The organism is Balneola sp., from assembly GCA_003712055.1.
Lineage (GTDB): Bacteria > Bacteroidota > Rhodothermia > Balneolales > Balneolaceae > RHLJ01.
The window spans coordinates 816,922-835,920 of record RHLJ01000001.1 but is presented as its reverse complement, the minus strand read 5'-3'; the positions used below and the strand labels follow the sequence as shown (position 1 = coordinate 835,920).

19 protein-coding genes are annotated in these 18,999 nt (G+C 38.8%); 4 read left to right on the top strand and 15 right to left on the bottom strand.

Going from position 1 to position 18,999, the window contains the following annotated elements; translation table 11 throughout:
- Positions 1–90: 90 nt before the first annotated feature.
- The 6 genes from ED557_03730 to ED557_03705 form a co-directional block, all read right to left on the bottom strand.
- Positions 91–585, bottom strand: a complete 495-nt coding sequence (locus ED557_03730; GenBank protein RNC85891.1) for a hypothetical protein — start codon at positions 583–585, stop codon at positions 91–93.
- 51 nt (positions 586–636) lie between these two features.
- Positions 637–1,431 carry a hypothetical protein gene (locus ED557_03725; protein ID RNC85890.1) on the bottom strand — a complete coding sequence of 265 codons (795 nt, stop codon included), beginning with the start codon at positions 1,429–1,431 and terminating at the stop codon, positions 637–639.
- A gap of 185 nt (positions 1,432–1,616) precedes the next feature.
- Positions 1,617–2,279 (bottom strand): CPBP family intramembrane metalloprotease, encoded by a 663-nt coding sequence (locus ED557_03720; protein RNC85889.1) that lies wholly within the window; start codon positions 2,277–2,279, stop codon positions 1,617–1,619.
- A gap of 107 nt (positions 2,280–2,386) precedes the next feature.
- Positions 2,387–3,139: a DNA-binding response regulator gene (locus tag ED557_03715; GenBank protein ID RNC85888.1), complete on the bottom strand. Its 753-nt coding sequence runs from the start codon at positions 3,137–3,139 to the stop codon at positions 2,387–2,389.
- 2 nt (positions 3,140–3,141) lie between these two features.
- A complete protein-coding gene (locus ED557_03710) occupies positions 3,142–4,206 on the bottom strand; it encodes a histidine kinase (GenBank protein ID RNC85887.1) in 1,065 nt (354 codons plus the stop codon).
- Between the two features lie 312 nt (positions 4,207–4,518).
- Entirely contained in the window at positions 4,519–5,055 is a 537-nt protein-coding gene (locus tag ED557_03705) for a hypothetical protein (protein ID RNC85886.1), read from the bottom strand.
- 283 nt (positions 5,056–5,338) lie between these two features.
- Between ED557_03705 and ED557_03700 the strand changes: the two genes are divergently transcribed.
- Positions 5,339–6,313, top strand: a complete 975-nt coding sequence (locus ED557_03700; GenBank protein RNC85885.1) for an SDR family NAD(P)-dependent oxidoreductase — start codon at positions 5,339–5,341, stop codon at positions 6,311–6,313.
- A 62-nt stretch (positions 6,314–6,375) separates the two neighbouring features.
- Here ED557_03700 and ED557_03695 read toward each other — a convergent pair whose 3' ends face one another.
- The 8 genes from ED557_03695 to ED557_03660 form a co-directional block, all read right to left on the bottom strand.
- The gene (locus tag ED557_03695; GenBank protein RNC85884.1) at positions 6,376–6,705 is read right to left on the bottom strand and encodes a hypothetical protein; all 330 of its coding nucleotides are present in this window, start codon (positions 6,703–6,705) and stop codon (positions 6,376–6,378) included.
- On the bottom strand, positions 6,702–7,139 hold the full coding sequence (locus ED557_03690) for an SRPBCC family protein (protein ID RNC85883.1): 438 nt from the start codon (positions 7,137–7,139) through the stop codon (positions 6,702–6,704). The genes ED557_03695 and ED557_03690 overlap by 4 nt, the downstream gene beginning before the upstream one ends.
- Positions 7,140–7,219: 80 nt before the next feature.
- A complete protein-coding gene (locus ED557_03685; protein ID RNC85882.1) occupies positions 7,220–8,326 on the bottom strand; it encodes an AraC family transcriptional regulator in 1,107 nt (368 codons plus the stop codon).
- Positions 8,327–8,494: 168 nt separating this feature from the next.
- Positions 8,495–8,740, bottom strand: coding sequence for a hypothetical protein (locus tag ED557_03680; protein ID RNC85881.1), 246 nt, complete (start codon positions 8,738–8,740; stop codon positions 8,495–8,497).
- Complete coding sequence (locus ED557_03675; protein ID RNC85880.1) at positions 8,737–9,288, bottom strand: dihydrofolate reductase; 552 nt, start codon at positions 9,286–9,288, stop codon at positions 8,737–8,739. Before ED557_03675 ends, ED557_03680 begins: the two co-directional genes overlap by 4 nt.
- Positions 9,285–9,785, bottom strand: coding sequence for a damage-inducible protein DinB (locus ED557_03670; protein RNC85879.1), 501 nt, complete (start codon positions 9,783–9,785; stop codon positions 9,285–9,287). Before ED557_03670 ends, ED557_03675 begins: the two co-directional genes overlap by 4 nt.
- Before the next feature lie 80 nt (positions 9,786–9,865).
- The gene (locus tag ED557_03665) at positions 9,866–10,837 is read right to left on the bottom strand and encodes a YafY family transcriptional regulator (protein ID RNC85878.1); all 972 of its coding nucleotides are present in this window, start codon (positions 10,835–10,837) and stop codon (positions 9,866–9,868) included.
- Between the two features lie 257 nt (positions 10,838–11,094).
- Positions 11,095–14,535, bottom strand: a complete 3,441-nt coding sequence (locus ED557_03660) for a hypothetical protein (GenBank protein ID RNC86163.1) — start codon at positions 14,533–14,535, stop codon at positions 11,095–11,097.
- 282 nt (positions 14,536–14,817) lie between these two features.
- Between ED557_03660 and ED557_03655 the strand changes: the two genes are divergently transcribed.
- The 3 genes from ED557_03655 to ED557_03645 are packed head-to-tail and all read left to right on the top strand — an operon-like array spanning position 14,818 to position 17,635.
- On the top strand, positions 14,818–15,777 hold the full coding sequence (locus tag ED557_03655; protein RNC86162.1) for a hypothetical protein: 960 nt from the start codon (positions 14,818–14,820) through the stop codon (positions 15,775–15,777).
- Between the two features lie 21 nt (positions 15,778–15,798).
- Complete coding sequence (locus ED557_03650; protein RNC85877.1) at positions 15,799–16,683, top strand: glycosyl hydrolase; 885 nt, start codon at positions 15,799–15,801, stop codon at positions 16,681–16,683.
- A gap of 25 nt (positions 16,684–16,708) precedes the next feature.
- Positions 16,709–17,635, top strand: a complete 927-nt coding sequence (locus tag ED557_03645) for a glycosyl hydrolase (GenBank protein RNC85876.1) — start codon at positions 16,709–16,711, stop codon at positions 17,633–17,635.
- 107 nt (positions 17,636–17,742) lie between these two features.
- On the opposite strand, the gene ED557_03640 is transcribed toward ED557_03645, so the two are convergent.
- Positions 17,743–18,996, bottom strand: coding sequence for a glycosyl hydrolase family 17 (locus ED557_03640; GenBank protein ID RNC85875.1), 1,254 nt, complete (start codon positions 18,994–18,996; stop codon positions 17,743–17,745).
- Positions 18,997–18,999: the final 3 nt, after the last annotated feature.

Here is an 18,999-nt window from a genome sequence, read left to right as displayed (position 1 = left end):
ATTAAAACGAATAAAACAAAGTCTCTATATCTATTATCCTTTTGTAAAAAGGATAAGCATCTAAAAAACTAGCACAAGCGGACGCTTATGCTAGGAAGGGGTATTTTTTGATTTGTAATTATTTTCATTCAACCTAAGACGTAATCTCGAAATACCTTTTAATATTTCACTACGGTTCTTTTTACTTTTAATCCATTTCGGAAGTCGACTAGCTAAACTCTTATTTATGTTTGGAGCTCGCTCTCTTAAATCTGATTCAACATATCTTTCGAGAAAGTCTAAATGCTCCAAGTTCATAGCCCAAAGTGTATGACCACAGCAAGATATTTTCAGAAAATCTTCTATTTCCACTGTTATCGGATGAAGACTATACCAAGAATCCACTGGTTTAAACTCCTTATTGAATCCACAATGAATGCAAGTAACTTTTAAATCCTGAAGATCAACAGGTTTGGAACATTTTGGACAAGCAACTATTCGATAGTCATAGAAGTGACTTAAAAGCTCTCCTTTATCCTTAAATCTTTTCATTGTTCCTTTATTATTAGTATATGGGTCATTTCGTTCCGTTTTGCACTCATTCATTGAAGAACTATCAAATTTCCGAGTTCATTCATAGCATCTGTTGCCACATGTCTATTCCCAAAACTCATACTTGAAATATCTTGGAACATATCCTACCACACTTTTTAAGAGTCCATTTTTATAATACTTGTAATGGAGTTCATATTCGTTGATTCTGTCATTCATGAATACTGATCTTATTTCTGATTTAATTAAACGACCATCAAGTCCAAATGTATTCTTTATGGTTTCGTCATCCTCAAATCGCTGTAAATCAGTATAGTCGAAATAGGAAGTGATATTAATCTCTCCATTAACTATAGAAGTGTCTCTTTTTTGTGTAGGGTCAAAATAATATCCATAGAAACGTTTCACATAGAAGTTTTTCTCATATTCTCTTGTCTTTTTGTAGATCAATGTTGAGTCTCTCATTCTAGTTCCGGTTATTCTGAGGGGAGCGTGAAAGTATTCATAAGAGTATATCGTATTACTCATTTTTTTGATGGAGGATTTGAGATTCCCGTCAACTCCGTATTGGTAGATAATCGAGTCGTTTCCTAGAGAATCCACAATGCTGATTAATCGACTTAAAGAGTCATAATTATAAAGTTTTATAGATTGAATTCTTTTCCTATTTCTAGTAGCTCGGTTATAAGAAGCACTATAGTTTACTGATCGAATTCGTTTACCATACTTATCAAAATCGACAATTTCAGATAAGTCTTTCGGTGAATTTAGATAAACAATTATTCGTTTGACGTTCTTATTCGCATACACACTGTCAGGTTGCCACCTGTTTTCAATTTGCGCGAATGTGAGAGTTGGCAGAAAAAGTAAAATGGTTAATATGGTTTCTCTGAATCTCATTTCTTCTACAGGTAATGTGTAGTAATGTCTTGAATTAGAAGTATTGCTGGGTACAGCTTATTACCATTAAACTACTTTGTCAACTCTAAAAAACTAGCACAAGCGGATGCTTTAGCTAGGATGAGAAACTTTGATTGCAAAACAAATAAGATCAATAAATAAGGGAAGTAAATTAATTGCTAGGGTTAAGCCAATCCGAAGTAAAAACTGAGTATACCCAGGGTGTTAAAAAAGCCATGTATCATAACCATAAACCACAAATCGTATTTGCGAAGGTAGAATATGATGAAAAAGATAGCTCCCACAGCAGTAGCAACAAGTTGTCCGGTGATTCCTTGCTGCATGTGCATGTATCCAAAGAAGCCACAAAAGATTAGCATATTAATGGCTAGGCTGATTTTACTATCGCCAAAGAATTTGATGAACTGTCTCATAAAATACCCACGGAAAATAATTTCTTCTCCAAACGCTGCAGTGACCCAAATGACTAACAACCAGATAAGTGTAGTTGGAAGATTTCCTTTCAATTCTTCTGTGTTTGTATAATTGATAGGAACTCCAGTGAGCATCTCGATTCCAGGAACAAGAGCAAAAACGTAGAAAACAAAAAGGCCAAAGGCGGTTAATGGAGCAAGGACTAATAGGTTTTTCGCATTGAATTTTTCGCGATAAAACCCGAGTGCTGAAAATGCTTTCCCCTTGTATTCAAAATAATTAGCTGCAATAATGAATAAAGAGATAATGATGTTCTCAAAAATCGTTCTGGTGATTGGGCCAAAGTACATGAAACAGATAAAGGCCACCGTGATTATTGGAGTTACTATTTGTTTTAAAGTTAAGTTGCTCATCGTTCTATTTTTTTGTTAATACGATGGCAATATCAATCTGATCTCCTCTCTTGAAAAGCTGTTTACGCTGGACTATCGTTTGGGCTTGTTGAATTGTTGTTGGTATACTACCAATTCATCCAATGCTTGAAATCACTGGTTTTTGGTCTGCTTACAACGAATTCCTGATCTCTTGGATTGGTAACAGTGAGCTTTACCCGATGATTGAAGTAGGGTTCTATTTTCTGAATGGAAGATTTCGCTACAACTTGTCCACGATTGATTTTGAAGAACTTTACCTGATCGAGAGTGCCAAATAGCTCATCTAATGTTTCTTCTATGATATAGCGTTTGTCACTTGTAACACCAAAAGTGATACTATCCTCAGAATAACAATAGAGCAATTCCGAAATTTTGAGTTGCACGAATCCATTTCCTGATTTAACCAATAAACCTGTTCTCTCCGAAGGAGATTGAAGATCGCCCAGTAACTGCTTTAGAATAGAAGCATCTATTCCGGAATGTTTATTCGACTCGAGGAATTTGTCAATGGCAGCCTTTAAATCATCTTTTTGAATGGGTTTTAACAGATAATCGACGCTATTTACTTTGAAGGCTTGAATGGCATATTGATCGAAAGCGGTGGTAAAAATGATTGGAGCTTCTACCATTGTTTTTTGAAAAATTTCGAAGCTTAATCCATCGGCTAATTGGATATCCATAAAGACGAGTTCAGGTGCCTCATTTTGCTGGAACCATTGGACAGCTTCTTCCACGGTATCGATAATATGTAATAGTTCAAATTCGAAATCACAAGCTTTGAGCATCAATTGTAACTGGCTCACCGCTCGAATTTCATCCTCAATGATCAATATTTTCATAGTCATTCTATTATCGTGCTATCCTTCAATAGAGGCAGAGAAACTGAGAATTGATGGTTGTTATTTACTATCTCAACCGACCTGTCCGAAATCAGTGCGTACCGCTTCTTAATGTTTTTTAGTCCGACTTTTGTTGAAGGGAGTTGGGTCGATTTTTTTTGAATTTTATTATCGACTACAAGGTAATCATCCTCAATGCTGATGTTAATTTCTAATGGTTTGGCCCTGGAAATAACATTGTGTTTGATGGCATTTTCTAAAAGTAACTGGAGGCTCATGGGTACAATCATAGTGTCTAAAAGCTCATCCGCTATATCCCAATTCAATGTTAGATTTTCCCCGAATCGTTCTGATTGCACGTGAATATAGGCTTTCGAAAATTTGAGTTCATCCTTTAGCGCAATCAAATTGGTATTACCTGATTTCAGGAGAAAGCGATACATATCTGAAAGTTTATCTACAAACTCTTTTGCATCCTCTTTAGGATTTTGATCTATAATATCGCGCAATGTATTAAGCGTATTGAAGAAAAAGTGAGGTTGGGCCTGATTGCGAAGTACGTCAAGTTCTGCCTGAATAATTGCCTGCTTAGCCTGTTCTTCTTCTCGGATAGATTTTTTTAGTAGAATGAAAAAATAGACCGCTTCATAAATAGCCATCGTCATAATGTTCAATACAATAACGATGATTAAGGATCGGATTCTCTCTTGAAAATTATAGTCCACATTCTCAGAGATAAAAGAAACCAGGCTAACACCTATAAAATCAACTGCTGTTACTGTAACTAACACACACAGGAAAAGAAGGGAAATACGTCTAACGCTATCCTTCAAGCTCGGATATTTTACTCTCAGGCGTATTAATATGAATCTGTTGATAAGCCAATCACAAATAGTGAAGAATAGAGTCACTACAAAGGTGATAACCGTTTCAGTAGGAGTAAGTCTGTCTGTTGGAACCTTAAAAATATATATAGCGGATAAGGTTATGATGACTATGCCTATAATAGTAAACCATACATCGTCAAAGCCTAAGTATTTTATCCGTTTTTCTCTGTTTATCAGCATACTTGATTTCATAAACTCGCTAACTAAAGGTCAGTAAAGTTTTGTACCAGATTCAATATGAAACTTAATGTCAGTTTATGAAATAGTTTTGAGTTGAATTGTCGTTAAGTGGGATTCAATTGTACAATTAAGGTTACGGATCTATTTGTTAAGGTGGTTTTCAAAGATTTGCTAGTAAAAACAGAAGCAAAGGCTAGAGCTTTTAGAATCCACATTATTCTTCTGTAAAAAAGATGAGTGTTTTAAAAACTAGCACAAGCGGACGCTTGCGCTAGGTTGGGTAGGCACTATATACTTTGTTAGCATTAGTTTTTATTCCTTTTTCAACAAACAATAAAAAGGGCGAATTGAATGTGAGTTATTTTCATAAGATGAAAAATATCCCTTTAACATAGTTCCGTTTTTAATGGAGATAAATGAAAAACTTCCTTTATCGATAATCTGATTATCCTTTGTATCATAAATACCTGATAAGATTAAATTTTTAAATTCTCCTTCTAGTTTTGCGATTGTTCCTTTTTCAGATCCAGAAATACCTAAAAAATCTCCACGAATTCTATATCCATTCCTTTTTAGGTTTACCCTAATTTCAGATGGGCTGTAGCCGTCTTCCGCCACAGTTTCTAACATTTTATTCCAATCTTCTTCACCTGGTTCTATAGTTCCTTGTTCAATTAGGTGATAGTTATCAATGTAAAGACCAATCCAAACCCCTTCGATTTTAATATCCTTATATAATAGTTCCTCGAACCAAGGAATCAATATTCTTACCCAAAGTGCTCTAAGAACAATCGTAATAAATGCTGTTAAAAGACCAGCAACAATTCCTATTGATATGTTTTCTAACATCTATTTTTTATTAATTCCAACAATAGAATAAAATGAGCAGAGTTCACTTTATCCCTATTTCAAGTTTGAGTTTCATTCACCTTATTTTAATAAAGTTGAGAGTAAAGTGAATAAAAATTAGTTGTTTTCAAAATACGAACGTGCACTTATCATTAGGAACCACAGTATTGGAACAAGAGAAGTTTATATAGGCACATTATCCTTCTGTAAAAAAGACAAGTGGCCTTGCAAATAAGACGAATTGCTACCACTTTCAGGCAACCAATAAACCAAGAGGAGTAGTATGGCTCAATCAGATCAAACCCCTGTTAATTCACCCTTCGACCGAAATAGTACTGGAGAAGAAGTGCTTGCAGAAAAAGATCTTACAGGAAAAGTAGCTATTGTAACCGGAGGATATAGCGGAATTGGAATTGAAACGACCAAAGCTCTGGCTGCAAAAGGAGTAAAGGTAATAGTTCCGGTTCGGTCTAAGGGAAAAGCGGAAGAGAACCTGAAAGAGATAGAAGGAGATATTGAAACGGCATTACTGGATTTAAGTAATCTTTCATCAGTTTCTGCTTTTGCAGACCAGGTGTTATCGGGAGCAGCCAAACTCGATTTCCTGATCAATAACGCAGGTATTATGGCTTGTCCGGAAACGAGGGTCGGTCCAGGATGGGAAGCTCAGTTCGGGGTAAATCATATGGGGCATTTTGCCCTTACAAAAAAGCTGATGCCGCTATTAAAAAGCACACAAGGAACGCGAGTGGTTAGCCTTACATCTACAGGTCATAAAATAAGTGATATTAGATGGGATGATATTCAGTTTGAAACGGGTGAGTATGAGAAATGGCAGGCTTATGGTCAGTCTAAAACAGCTAATGCTTTATTTGCTAATGCTCTTTCCAGAAGACTAAGAGACTCGGGTGGACTCGCTTTCTCTGTCCATCCGGGAGGAATATTTACTCCACTTCAGCGACATCTACCCAAAGAAGAAATGGTCATGCTCGGCTGGATTAATGAAGATGGAAGCCCATCTGAACTGGCTAAGCAGGGATTTAAAAGCTCTGAACAGGGATGCTCAACAACACTTTGGGCAGCCACCTCCGAACTATTAGAAGGAATGCCTGGGGTTTATTGTGAGGATTGCAACGTAGCAGCTCCAACAGATAACTCGAATCCTATGGGTCGTTATTTTGGAGTAGATCCGCATGGATGTGATGATGAGTCAGCGGAACGGTTGTGGGAGGTTAGTGAGAAACTCCTTGAACGTTGAATAGAAGAACATTGAACATTTGAACTTCGAAGTTTGATGTTCCCCTGTTCAGCGTTCAATGTTCATTTTGGTTCCAGCGTCATCACGTAGTCGTAGCTCTCATCCAGGTATTGTGCTACATTATCCAGATCTTTGAGCATTTCTTCGGGGATGAGCACGTAGCCCTGCATCACAGAGTTGTAAGATTTGTACAGAGTAGAATCCCATTCTTCCATGTACTTTTTCTGAACTTCTTTCGAGAATCTGATCCCAATCTCCCCGGCTTTATTTAGTAATGAAAACATATATCCATTGGCCGAGGTGTAGGGCATAGTTTTACCCTTTCGCTCAAATCGAGAACATTTAGAGATCAGTTCATCATACAGGTCAAGTCGTTCATTCCAGTTACTCATTGTTTCTCCACAAATTCTTTGAATTGGTTCATCCACTTTTGTCCCTGTTTCTTATACATACCAGGGAAGATGATGCCCATTAATTTCGGCATAAAACTCATTCTTACATATTCAAATTCGTATTCATACCGGGTTTTATTAATTCCAAGATCAATAAACGTACACTTCCAGGTATTGTCCATATGTTCATGATGGTAAAAAGCTTCAAAAGAATCCGGCAGATTATTGGAGGTAATGGTTTCTGTCATGATCATATCATGCTTCCCATATTTATAGTACAGTTTTGATACCGATCCATTTTCACCTTGTTTACCGCTAATCAATTCTTTCTTAATAAATCCATCCTGGTATTCCCCTAAATGAGTTGGATCAGCAAACAACTTGGTTACCAGTTCTTTAGGTTTGTTAATCTCTATTGCACCGCCGTATTTCATAATTTTTGTAAGTTTAAATTAAACAGCGCATAGTTAACCATCCAGGTTCAGAATTAGGTTACAGAGCTATTTTGTAACCGTTACTTTTGCAGGTTTCTTTTATTCAGCTCTTCCAGATACTCGGAAGGAGAGATGCCCTCAAACTCTTTAAATATTCGGTAAAATGACACTTTGTTGTTGAACCCGGAATCATAAGCTACATCGATTAACTTAAGCTTTGAGTGTTCCGCGTTTTCCATAATTCGTTTGGCTTCATTCAGACGATATTGATTGACCAGCTTTTTGAACGAGGAATTAAATTTCTGGTTAATAATTTCGGTAACAAAGGCTTTTGGAAGTCGAACAGCTTCTGAGAATTTCTCCAGATTCAATGTGTCATCCAGGTAGATTTTATCCTTTTCAAGCTTTTGTATTATCACCTCTTCGAACTTCTTACGGGCTTGAAGATTACCCAGGTCAGGAGCTTTGGAGTTTAACAGAACAGATTTATCTACCAATTTGAATGCAACCGCCTGAATGATAAAAGCCATGGCCAGCATACTTAGTTGATTAATCAACCCAAAGCTTAATTCAACGGCCGGTTGAATGACAAAATAGCCAAGATGCACAAGCAGGAATAAAGAGTATCCTATCAAGATTGTCCGGTACCAGTTGGCGAGCACATTGTTTGTTACATGCTCTCTTAAATGATCCAGTTTTTTAATACTTAGGAAAATGTAAACGCCGATATATAGAAAAAAACTCAGGCTGAAGTAGAAATCAAAACTTTGATAGGATGGGATATTCTCCATAAAGCCTTTCACAAAAGCCAGCTTTTCTTCTCCACTGAGGAAGTAAAATGGGATATTCATCAAGAACATTAAGCCAAAAGGGATTAGATGCCAAAGTTGTTGTCGTTCAAGCTTAAATGCCTTTTCAACTATTGCGAGAGTCATAAGCCACATTAAAGGTGGTTTTAAAAAACTTATCGGGTAACTGATTCCTAGTATATGAGGTGTGGAATTGATCAACTCAGTCTCAAATAACAGACGTTCAAAAAGAGTAATCCCCTCAATGATTAACAGGCTGGCGAAGAGTTTTTTGAACAGCGATTTATTCTCGGAACGCAGCAAGATGACAGCAATGAAGAAGGCCTGCAGCGTACCATAGGCAATAAGTACATTAATTATCGAGGAAGTCTGCTCCAATAGGTACCATGTTTATTAACGATGCTAATTACGCAAAAACAAGGGTGCGAAGAAAGCTATTACTAAATTTACTTCTAAGTCATCCCTGACTTGATCAGGGATCTGTGAGGAAAGAAAGATTGTTGCCTTCACAGATGCTGAATCAAGTTCAGCATGACAAATTACTACTTACCAAATGGGTAATTCTTCAATCTCTACGCCAAATGCCGAAAGGGATTGCGCAAAGGTAGGAAGATGTAGTTTCTCATAGTTAATGCGAAGCACCCGGTCACAATCTTCCATATCCAGATTCCACTCTTTTATCCCAATGGAATGCTCAAGTACATAAATGAGCCGACTTGCTGTAAGTGCGTTCTCTACATTCGTTTTAAAAACCCGGCATTCAAGATGAGTTTCTTGTTGGAATATATTCATGATACTCCTCTATAAATTGGTTCGTATACAACCATAACAAATCCGTTTTCATATTGGGTACATGAAATCAATTCCATGTAGATGTCCTTTTCAGTTTTTCCAAACAAGGGAATTCCATCTCCAAGTAGAACCGGAATTTTAGTAATCGTGATTACATCGATTAATTCAGCATTTAAGAACTGTTGTATGGTTTTTCCTCCATCTATATACAAATGGTTAAATCCACGCTCGGCACATTGCGCAACGATTTCTTTAGGAGAACCACTCATGGGGATCACTTTTCCTTCTAAATCGCCAGGAATAGAATTTAGTTTAGAGGATAAAACGACGACAGGCTTTTCATAAGGCCATTCTCCAAAGGAGAGGACTTTTTCAAAAGTATGACGCCCCATAACCAGGGCGTCAACTGAATCCATGAATGTATAGAAGCCAAAATCTTCGTTCTTATCCTTTAGGATATAATCGGGATGGTCAAGCCATTCGATATCTCCATCAGGTTTTGCAATAAACCCGTCCAGACTAGCCGCTATATATACTGAACACTTCATGCTTCTCGCTCCCAGAAAAAAGGAGGCTCTACTCCAAGTGCTCTCAGGTAAACATATCCTTGTCCTCTGTGATGGATTTCATTGTCCATGATGTAGGCCAGGTGCCACCATATTTTCCCTTCATATTGTCCATAGGCAGTTTCTTCAACCTGAAAACGACCCGGTTCAATTTTAGCCCAGTACTCATTCATAATAGGAGTGGCCCAGTCCCACATGACTAAAACTTCTTCTTTGGTTTTAGGAAGTTCTTTAAGGGGTGCTCCTTCGATATCTCCGAATTGACCCCATTCACCTGTAGCAATCCCTTTTGCAGCAGGAGCAGCCATCATAATAAGTTCATTGCATATCTCTCCAAAGCTTCTCATTCCGCCAATACTGAATGTGAAGAGTTTATCTTCAGGAAAAGCTTCAATCACTTTTCGTGTTAATCTTCGATGCCCCTGCCAATGTTCTAGCATTTCATCGGGGGTCATAATTATCTCTTTTGAAGTATCCATAGGTTTTGATTGGTTAACGTGTTGGTAACCAAGGTATAAGTGGCTACTGACAACCCTATGTCAGTAAGGGTTCAGAAAATTTAAAATTCTTTTTCCAGCTCTGAATAATGCTCAAATAATTCTTCGGATATTTCTCTAAGAACCTGCTTCATTTCATCAGAGCGAAGGATTTTGACTTCTTTGCCCCAGGTTAAAATCCAGCGGGCAGTATAGTGGATGGATGGAGTAAGAAAAGTCATCTCTACTCCATCCTCTACAATTTTTTCCCATGCCCAGCCATGTAAGAATTTCCCATCACCCATGTAACGTGCTATTCTCGTACTGAACCAAACCGTAACTTCTTTCAATTCGTGTTCGCGATGCAGTGTTCGGTCATGGAACTCTTTCAGAGTATGTACAGGAGGTTGAGCTAACTTTTCTTCTGTAGTTTTATAAGCCTCAAAACGATCTAAGCGGAACATCCTGTAATCATCTCTCAACCGGCACCAGCCTGCTAAATACCAGTTTCTACCGCGGACTAACAAACCAAGGGGTTCAATTTTCCGGCAAAGCACTTCTTCACCATAGGGTCTTTTATAGTCAATCTCGATAAGCTCATTTTTAAAAATAGCTTGCTGCAAAAAGGAAAAAATGTCTGAGTCAGAAAAATCAGAGTTATTAGCCTCGGGATATAGGTTTGCTACATGGTTATCCATGGTTTCAAAGAAATCCTTGTCTTCAGCGCGTAGGGTAGATCGTATTTTATCTAAGGCCGAATGATAGGATTTACCCAGTTCCGAGTTATTCCATTTCTGCATTAACCGTTCGGCTGCAAGTAAAGCCATAGCTTCACTTTTGCTAAACATAACAGGGGGGAGGTGATATCCTCTGAGAATGTAATATCCTTTTCCTGTTTCAATCCCCAGAGGGATTCCGGCTTCTTCAAGAGCTTTTAAATCCCGGTAGGCAGTACGCTCACTGATTCCATATCGCTCAGCTAGTTCCTCAATAGGAACATATTTCCTTCCCTGAAGAAAAATGATGATTGCGGTAAGTCGGTCGATACGGTTCAAGGCAAAAAAGTATAATTGCCAGAGTCTAGTGTATCTGATTGAAAAAAACTAGAAGCAAGTAGAACAGTAGAACGCTGAACATCAAACGTTGAACTTCGAAGTTCCATGTTCCATGTTCGATGTTCAAAGTTCAGGATAGAAAAAAACTCTCTTATCATTTCGTAGCGAAAGCCGGAATCTTGATTAAGTTAAAAGCAGAAACTGATCGTCTAAGGTAAATCTAGATTCCTGCCTCCGCAGGAATGACTCTTTCCAGATTAAATAGCAGATATACCCACTTTTACCTTTTCTATTTCCCCGGTACGGTTCATAAGCTTCGAACTTAACTCGGCCGACAATGACAGGCTATCCAATGTTGTGGTATTTCCATCCGCAAAGGAAATAGTTAGTGATTCAGTATCAGACAACTGATATATAAACGGAACCTGGCAGTATGTAAAAGCCAGTGAGCCTTTTTCGAGAGCAAGGCTTTTTTCTTCTCCGTTTAAGGCGATATAGGTAAAGGAATCAGCAGTATTAAGGAACTCAGATTCTTTCAATAATCCGGTCCTTATTTTGATTTGTCCTTCTTCAACATACATGCCTAATTCTCCAAACCTGGAAAGGATATCTTCCTTAACCTGTCCGGTCATACCAGGTTGTTTTGCTCCGCCAGTTCCCGGAGTGTGTGAATAAGGATCTGATGGAAAGGCTCCATAATTCTCAACGGTTTTATGAGTACCAAGTCCTTGCCTTACATCATAGTAAAGATCAATCAATTCTTTAACCTGCTTGTCATCTGCTTCACTATTGATGGCTTCCCAGCAGTTTTCCTCCACAGCCAGAATTAGTTTCGAAACCATGTGCCAGTAAATCGAGCCAAGTCCCTCATATCCGAAGAAAGTACCTGATCGACCAGTAAAGGATTGATGGTCGAATACAGATTCAAATGCATTCAGTATATGTTCAGTTTCTTTTTCAACTAGTTCTGAATGTTCATCTGTTAGGGATTCAAGTACTTCAACAACATCCTTTACATTATTAAAGCTGCCATTGAAGTGGTAATTACCCATCACATCTTTTTCCACTAGACGGGTATCCCCATCTTTCACAAGTTTTGATAAGAGTTCAGATGACTCAACATCCGATTTAGAGATAATGTTTTTATCAAAAAACCTCGGTAATTGGCGATCGGGATAAAGGATATAACTATGTTGATCTTTCCTGTAGAGACTCGATTGACGTAATGCTTTAAGCAGTTCTATTGTTTCTGCTACTTCAAGTTTTCCTGAGCTTAGTACGGCAACCTGACCTTCAAGCATTTCATAGAGGTAGCGAATTCCAATCCCCCCATCTTTTTTAACTCCCATCAAGTTATAAGAATGGTACAAATTATCGTCACGCTTATTAGCCTCAATAGTATGATCGATATGTTTTAATGCTGCATCAAAAAAGGAATCTAAGTCTTTTGAGGTTATGGATTCCTGCTTTTCAGAAAATCCTCCATATACCTGATTTCGGTATTTCTCACCCGCCTTCCCAAGATCATCAACAATTTTTCTTCTCAACTCATCAGAAATCGCTCCTGATAATTCTGAGCTATAAGTATCTAATGAAGAATGTATAGCTTGTAATAATTCAGCTACTTCAGATGAGATAGAAAACTCAGAACTATTGGATTGTGAAAAGAGCTTCTTACAGAAGGTGACATACCGCCTGATGTAGAACAGCGTAACCATCGAAACACCACTTCCTACCAGTGCATTGTTAGCATCATTCCATTCAGGACGTTGAGTATTTAACCAAATTCCTGCTTCAGGAATGAAATTGGATAGCTTTGCTAAAAGAGTAACTAATAGTTTCTCGGTTAGATTTACGAGGTAAATCTCACCTTCTTTATTCCAGATAAGTTTACCATCGGCACCTATTTCAGAGGTACGTTGTTCGGTAATAGCCTCCAATTCATGATCGAAATCTACGGTGTCTTTTGGGTCTTTCAGAAGAGCTTCATAACCTTTGATTCGATATGGGACATTTGCATAAGCAAAATTTCGTTGTTCAAGCATTTCTGAAAGAGCTTGAGGATGATGAGAGAGCGACAGTTCTAAAAGTTTAAGCAAGTAGATGATTTGGTGATCTCCCCAATAACCTATATACGACCAGGGATCGTCTTCTTCAATTACTTCCCAATCGATTCCATCACGTGTAATTCGATAAGGGTTGTAGCCATCGGCAGTGGAAGCATTGACAAATTTTGAAATAATTCCTTCAAGGAAAGTAGGGTAGGAAAGAGCCAGTGCTTCCCAGTTCTGAAAAATATCCCTCCAATTACCTGCGTAGTAAAGCTTTTTGTCTCCATTATCTTCTCTCAATTCAATAGAAAACTGATTCCAGGGTCGGCTTGGATCTCCATGTCTTCGACTGAATGTAAGCGGTAAGTATTCAAGTACCAGACGCTTCAGTTGAGTATCATTTTGTTCATTTGCTAACTCGAGTAGCTGAGAGTAGGAAATTTCTGATGGCAGGCTATTCAGGGTTGTTTCATACTTTGCCGTAATAGATGTATTGAATCCATTCAAGAAGCCTTTCAGGTCACTTACCTGAACCTGGTAGTTATCATCGAAAATTCCTCCCCGCATTACATTGAACATTGTATTCGCGAAATGCCGGGCATCCATCATCTTGTCGCTGGATTTCTGAATACCATCAGAACTGGCAACTATTTTAGTAAGATGTTCTGTACCCGCTGCAATATCCTCTTCGAGAAGAGCAGGTTTATTAGATTCGTTTTTTATCCATTCATTAAGAGCAACTACTTCTGAAGGCCCCTGGTTCAGCTCAGCAACAAAGTACCAGCTTTCAGTTTTCTTAGGGGATAGTTTAAAAGAAGACTCAATAAAGTAAGCACCTCTTCTTGCTCTGACATCCGTTTCCGGGTTAAGTACTTTTCCTTTCCTGAATTCCTCCAATTGGTCAGAACAAAGCAGATAGTTTGATACATCAATACCTGCAGACCATACAGTTGTAGCCATTAGCGATTCACTAGGCTCAGCTTTATCAACGGGGATTGCACTTAGTAAATATAAACCCAATCCGGAATCTGCCTGGAGTTCATTCTTCTTGTAGGCATCCAATAAGGTGCTGTATTCATTTTGCATCCGGCGATCAATCCCATAAGGCAGTAGGTTTTGAAGGCCATCAACAATCCTGATTTCAACATCGCTTCCTCCAAGGTTGTTGATCGAAGATTTCTTTACAAAGCCGTACTTATCACTGCTATTCCAGCTATATGTAAATGACAGATTAAGGTCATGATTGATCTCTTCAAAAATAAGCTGATTACCCGCTATGCTTTTATAGAGATTCCGCTCAATAATATACACACCTTGAAAACGATCGGTAAATGGTTCCCATAAGTATGTTTGATCAGATTTAGTAACTAAGGCAATGGTCTTGCTTCCGGTAGTCTCAGCACTGTCATGGATCTTATCATCCGTGTAGTAAGGAAATAGCGCATTTTCCGGATTCTTACGCCCTGCAGTTAACCCACCTTTTGTTGATATATATAACCAATGATCTGAATCACTGACCACACTAATAAAAAATGGTGGCATATGATCGTAATTATTGATCTTGTAGTATTCAACACCTTCAATGGTTATGAACAACCCATCGATATCTTTTTGGGAGTTGTTGAATGTAGTTGAGCCTAGGTTAATCCCGCTGGAAGCCATGATAAAGTAGCAGTTAGTTTTTTTGAATAGTCAGAGAAAGGAAGTCTTTTTTACCCTTTCGAAGACAAGGATGGTAGTGAGCCGATTAGTTTTTTGCAATTAGAAATGCATTTCCATGAAACGTTTCCGTGTGAAATGATATTGATTAAAACAGTTTTATAAAAGAATATGAAGTTATATACTCTACCCTCAATTCATCTAGGAACCATGTTTGAGCGATATAGTAGAAAAATTGCGGCGTTACTTATAGTAGTTTCTGCTGTACTTATGATTAACTGTGTGCAAGAATCGCAGGAAAAGCCTGAGGCAAATAACCGGGCGTTGATTATAGACGGGGAGCCCTATTTTATTAAGGGTATCTGCTATCATCCAGTAGCTAAGGGGGAAACAAAGCGAGATTTTAGTCCCCTTGAAGGCGATTTAAGCTTAATGAAAGAGGCAGGAATTAACACCATCAGGGTATATGAGCCTATCCAGGAGGAATGGGTGTTAGATGCTTTGGCTGAAGCAGGAATAAAAGTGATTGTTGGTTTTGGCTATAACCAAAACGGTGAGTACGATATTCTATCCGGAACTTTCATTGACTATGTATCAATGTATAAAGACCATCCTGCAATTCTAATGTGGGAACTGGGTAACGAATACAATTACCACCCCGAATGGTTCGACAACGATATCAATAATTGGTACACCGCATTGAATGAGTCTGCAGCTAAAATACATGAGGTAGATCAAGATCACCCTGTAGCCACTGCCCATGGCGAAATCCCTAGTGAGGAAATCCTTGCTCTAGTACCTAATGTGGATGTTTGGGGGATGAATGTATATCGATGGGATAACCCAGAAGAAATTTACGAGGAGTGGAAGGAGCGAAGTGATAAGCCTATGTACCTCGCTGAGGCCGGAGCAGATAGCTACATGACTATTGAAAATCATGGCTATGCTGAAGGGGTAAATGAACAAGCTCAGGTAGATGCCGTCACAAATATTTTAGAAGATGTATTGGCAAATAAAGAAATCGGAGCAGGAGTAACAGTTTTTCAATTTACAGATGGCTTGTGGAAGGCTGGAAATCCGGAAACACAGGACAAAGGAGGGTGGGCTCCTAACAGTACCGGCGTACCCTATGACGGAACTCCGAATGAAGAGTATTGGGGAATTGTGGATATTGATCGAAATAAAAAACCAGTATATGATGTGGTAAAAGAAGCATTTACCAGAGACTAACTACAAAAAAATTAAAAGGTAATGTCATATAAAAAGGAAAATAGGTTTGCTCTGTTAAGAGCAATTGGTACAGTTGAAGCAGATGAAAATCTGCCTGCATTATTCAGAGAAACTCTGGAATCAGGAATGCACGGGATCGGATTTAGTGCCTATACAGAGGGGCAGGAGCCTGGTGATCAGCTTTCGGAAGGACAAATTCGGCGCCGGATGGAAATCCTGAAGCCCTATACAAAATGGGTACGATCGTTTTCTTGTACCGATGGCAATGAATTAATCCCTCAAATTGCTCACGAAAATGGTTTAAAAACCATGGTTGGAGCTTGGCTGGGTACAGATGCTGACAAAAATGAACGTGAAATTGAGTCATTAATCTCACTAGCAAAAGCTGGTCATGTTGATATCGCAGCAGTTGGAAACGAAGTTTTATACCGTGGTGATCTAAGTCTGGAAGAATTATTAGGCTTTATACATAGAGTTAAGGAAGCCATTCCCAACATACCTGTGGGCTATGTAGACGCTTATTATGAATTTTCAAGCCACCCGGAAATCGTTGATGCCACAGATGTAATTCTGGCTAATTGCTACCCTTATTGGGAAGGCTGCCATATTGATTATTCTCTGCTTTATATGAAGGACATGTTCAACCAGGCAGTACGGGCAGCCAAAGGAAAAAGAGTTATAATCTCCGAAACTGGTTGGCCAAATAAAGGAGAGTCTTTTAAGGATTCACACCCTTCGGATGTGAATTTTATGAGGTATTTCATTAATACTCAGATATGGTCAGCCAATGAAGATATCGAGATCTTCTACTTTTCTTCATTCGACGAACCCTGGAAAGTGGGAGCCGAAGGAGATGTTGGTGCATATTGGGGGTTATGGGATAAAGATGAAAACCTTAAATTCTGACTGAATTTATTAAGTGAGTAGACAGATGGCGGAAATACAAGACTTGGAGTTTTATACCAGGAAGGCAATATGCTATTCCGGATTTAGAGAAGGGCAAAGCCCGGATACTGGGGTTTTTCCTACTTATGAAGAGATCAAAGAAGACCTGATGATCCTTCATGGGCATTGGAAATATCTTCGTTTATATGATTGTGATCTTCATTCAGAAAGGGTTCTTGAGGTGATAAAGAAAGAGAATCTTGATTTCAAGGTGATGATGGGAGCTTATATCGCGGCCGAAGTAAGTAATCCAAATTGCCCCTGGGGAGGTATGTATTCTGATGAGGAGCTAGAACAGAATAAGGCATGGAATGAAGGGCGCATTCAAAAGCTGATTAGCCTCGCAAATGAGTATCCAGAAATTATATTCTCACTTTCAGTAGGGAATGAAGCTACGGTTGAATGGACTGATCATATGGTTCCTGTTGATCGAGTTATTCATTTTGTAGAAAGGGTAAAACAGGAGACGAGTCAGCCAGTTACCTTCTGTGAGAACTACTTAACCTGGCTACACAAATTAGAATCTCTGGTTGAAGTAGTAGATTTCATCTCTATTCATACCTATCCGGTTTGGGAGTATAAATCCATTGATGAGTCAATGGCATACACTAAAGAGAATTATTACTCAGTAGTTAATAAATATCCTCATAAGGAAGTGGTAATAACGGAAGCAGGGTGGACGACTAAATCGAATGGTAGAGGGATTGAGCCTCATAATGTGAATGAAGAATTCCAGAAGAAGTACTACGAGGACTTAATTCGATGGAGCTATAAAGAGGATGTGCTGACTTTTGTGTTCGAAGCTTTTGACGAACCCTGGAAAGGTTCCCCTGAGCCTCTCGAACCTGAGAAGCATTGGGGGCTTTTCAAAGTAGACAGAACTCCGAAGCTGGTTCTTCAGGAGTATTTTTGATTACTAGTAAATGGTCATCCCGCACTCCGATGCGGGATCTGAAGAAGCTAATCTCTTTCTTCCACTACAGATCCCAGGTCTGGGCCCGGGATGACTAAGCATTAGGTTTAATCCTGACCCTCAAACTCCGGAGCGACGACATCATCCATTAAGTCATCCAGGTTGCCATCATAGGTTTTAGTGATAGGGTTTCCATCTCTTGTCATTCCATCAAAGGTTCCCGCATCAACTACATCCCAAAGTACATATTTGGCCTTTCCATCAATAGTAAATAATCCGAAATGATTTTCAGAACCGGTTGGATTTAGCTTGTCCTTCCATTGTTCATTAAAACCTTCAAAATAGAAGCAGGCAATTCCTTCTGCATCAGTCCATTCCCTTAAGTGATCGTGAAAGAGCTTTTGCTTGTACTCATCAGCTGCTTTTGAACCTGTTGAGCCATACAGATCAGTAGAAACAGAAGCCCAGCCCGTTTCACCAATATGCACGGGCTTATCTAGTCCCAGCCCAGTGACATAATCTACTACACTTTGGTATTGAGCTTTTGCATAATCTCTGGCACGGATCATGGCTAAATCAATTCGCTCTGTATCAGTAAGATTTTCCTCCTCGCTTCTGCTCAACCAATACGCACTATTATAATGGCTATCATGAAAAGGGTAAGTGTGCATGGAAACAAAATCGACGGCTGCAGCAAGACTGGCAAGATCATCATTTAGATATTCTTCTCCACCGCCACCCCAGGAAGCGAAATTATCAGAACTGGTAATCCAGAGATCGGCAGGGAGCTCGCCTTTGACTTTAAGGTCTTGAAGATGATTCACCCATTTAAGAATGATATCCGGGGTAACAAAATAAGTAGCAGCCCAGTGAACCATTGCTTCGTTACCAACGGCGATGATTTTCACAATATCCGGATATTCTTTAGCCATTCTTACTGCTGCATCTATCTCTGCAGTATTATTCTCCAGGTTTTCCTCATCATGAATAACTGTATCCGTCCAGGAACCTTTGGCTTCAATCCACGCACCCAACATCACATACATTTCAAAAGAGTCATCTTCTTCCTTTAGTGATTTTATTGCTTTGAGGATATTCTCAGCATGTGGGTACTGCTGGGTATTGTAAGTTCTCAATACCTTGATGTTCAAAGCAGAAAGAATGATTAAATCTTCTTTAATCTGTTCAACCGTAGGGACAATATCCCTGGTGTTTTCCCGAAAAGCCCCATAGGAAATCGCTTGGTAATTTGGATCACCTAGTATTTCGGCAGCTGTTTTAGATGGGGGAGTTTCAGTTTGTGTACATCCCATAATGAGAAATAAACTGGCTGTTACTAGTGAGAAGAGGAGTACTTTCATCAA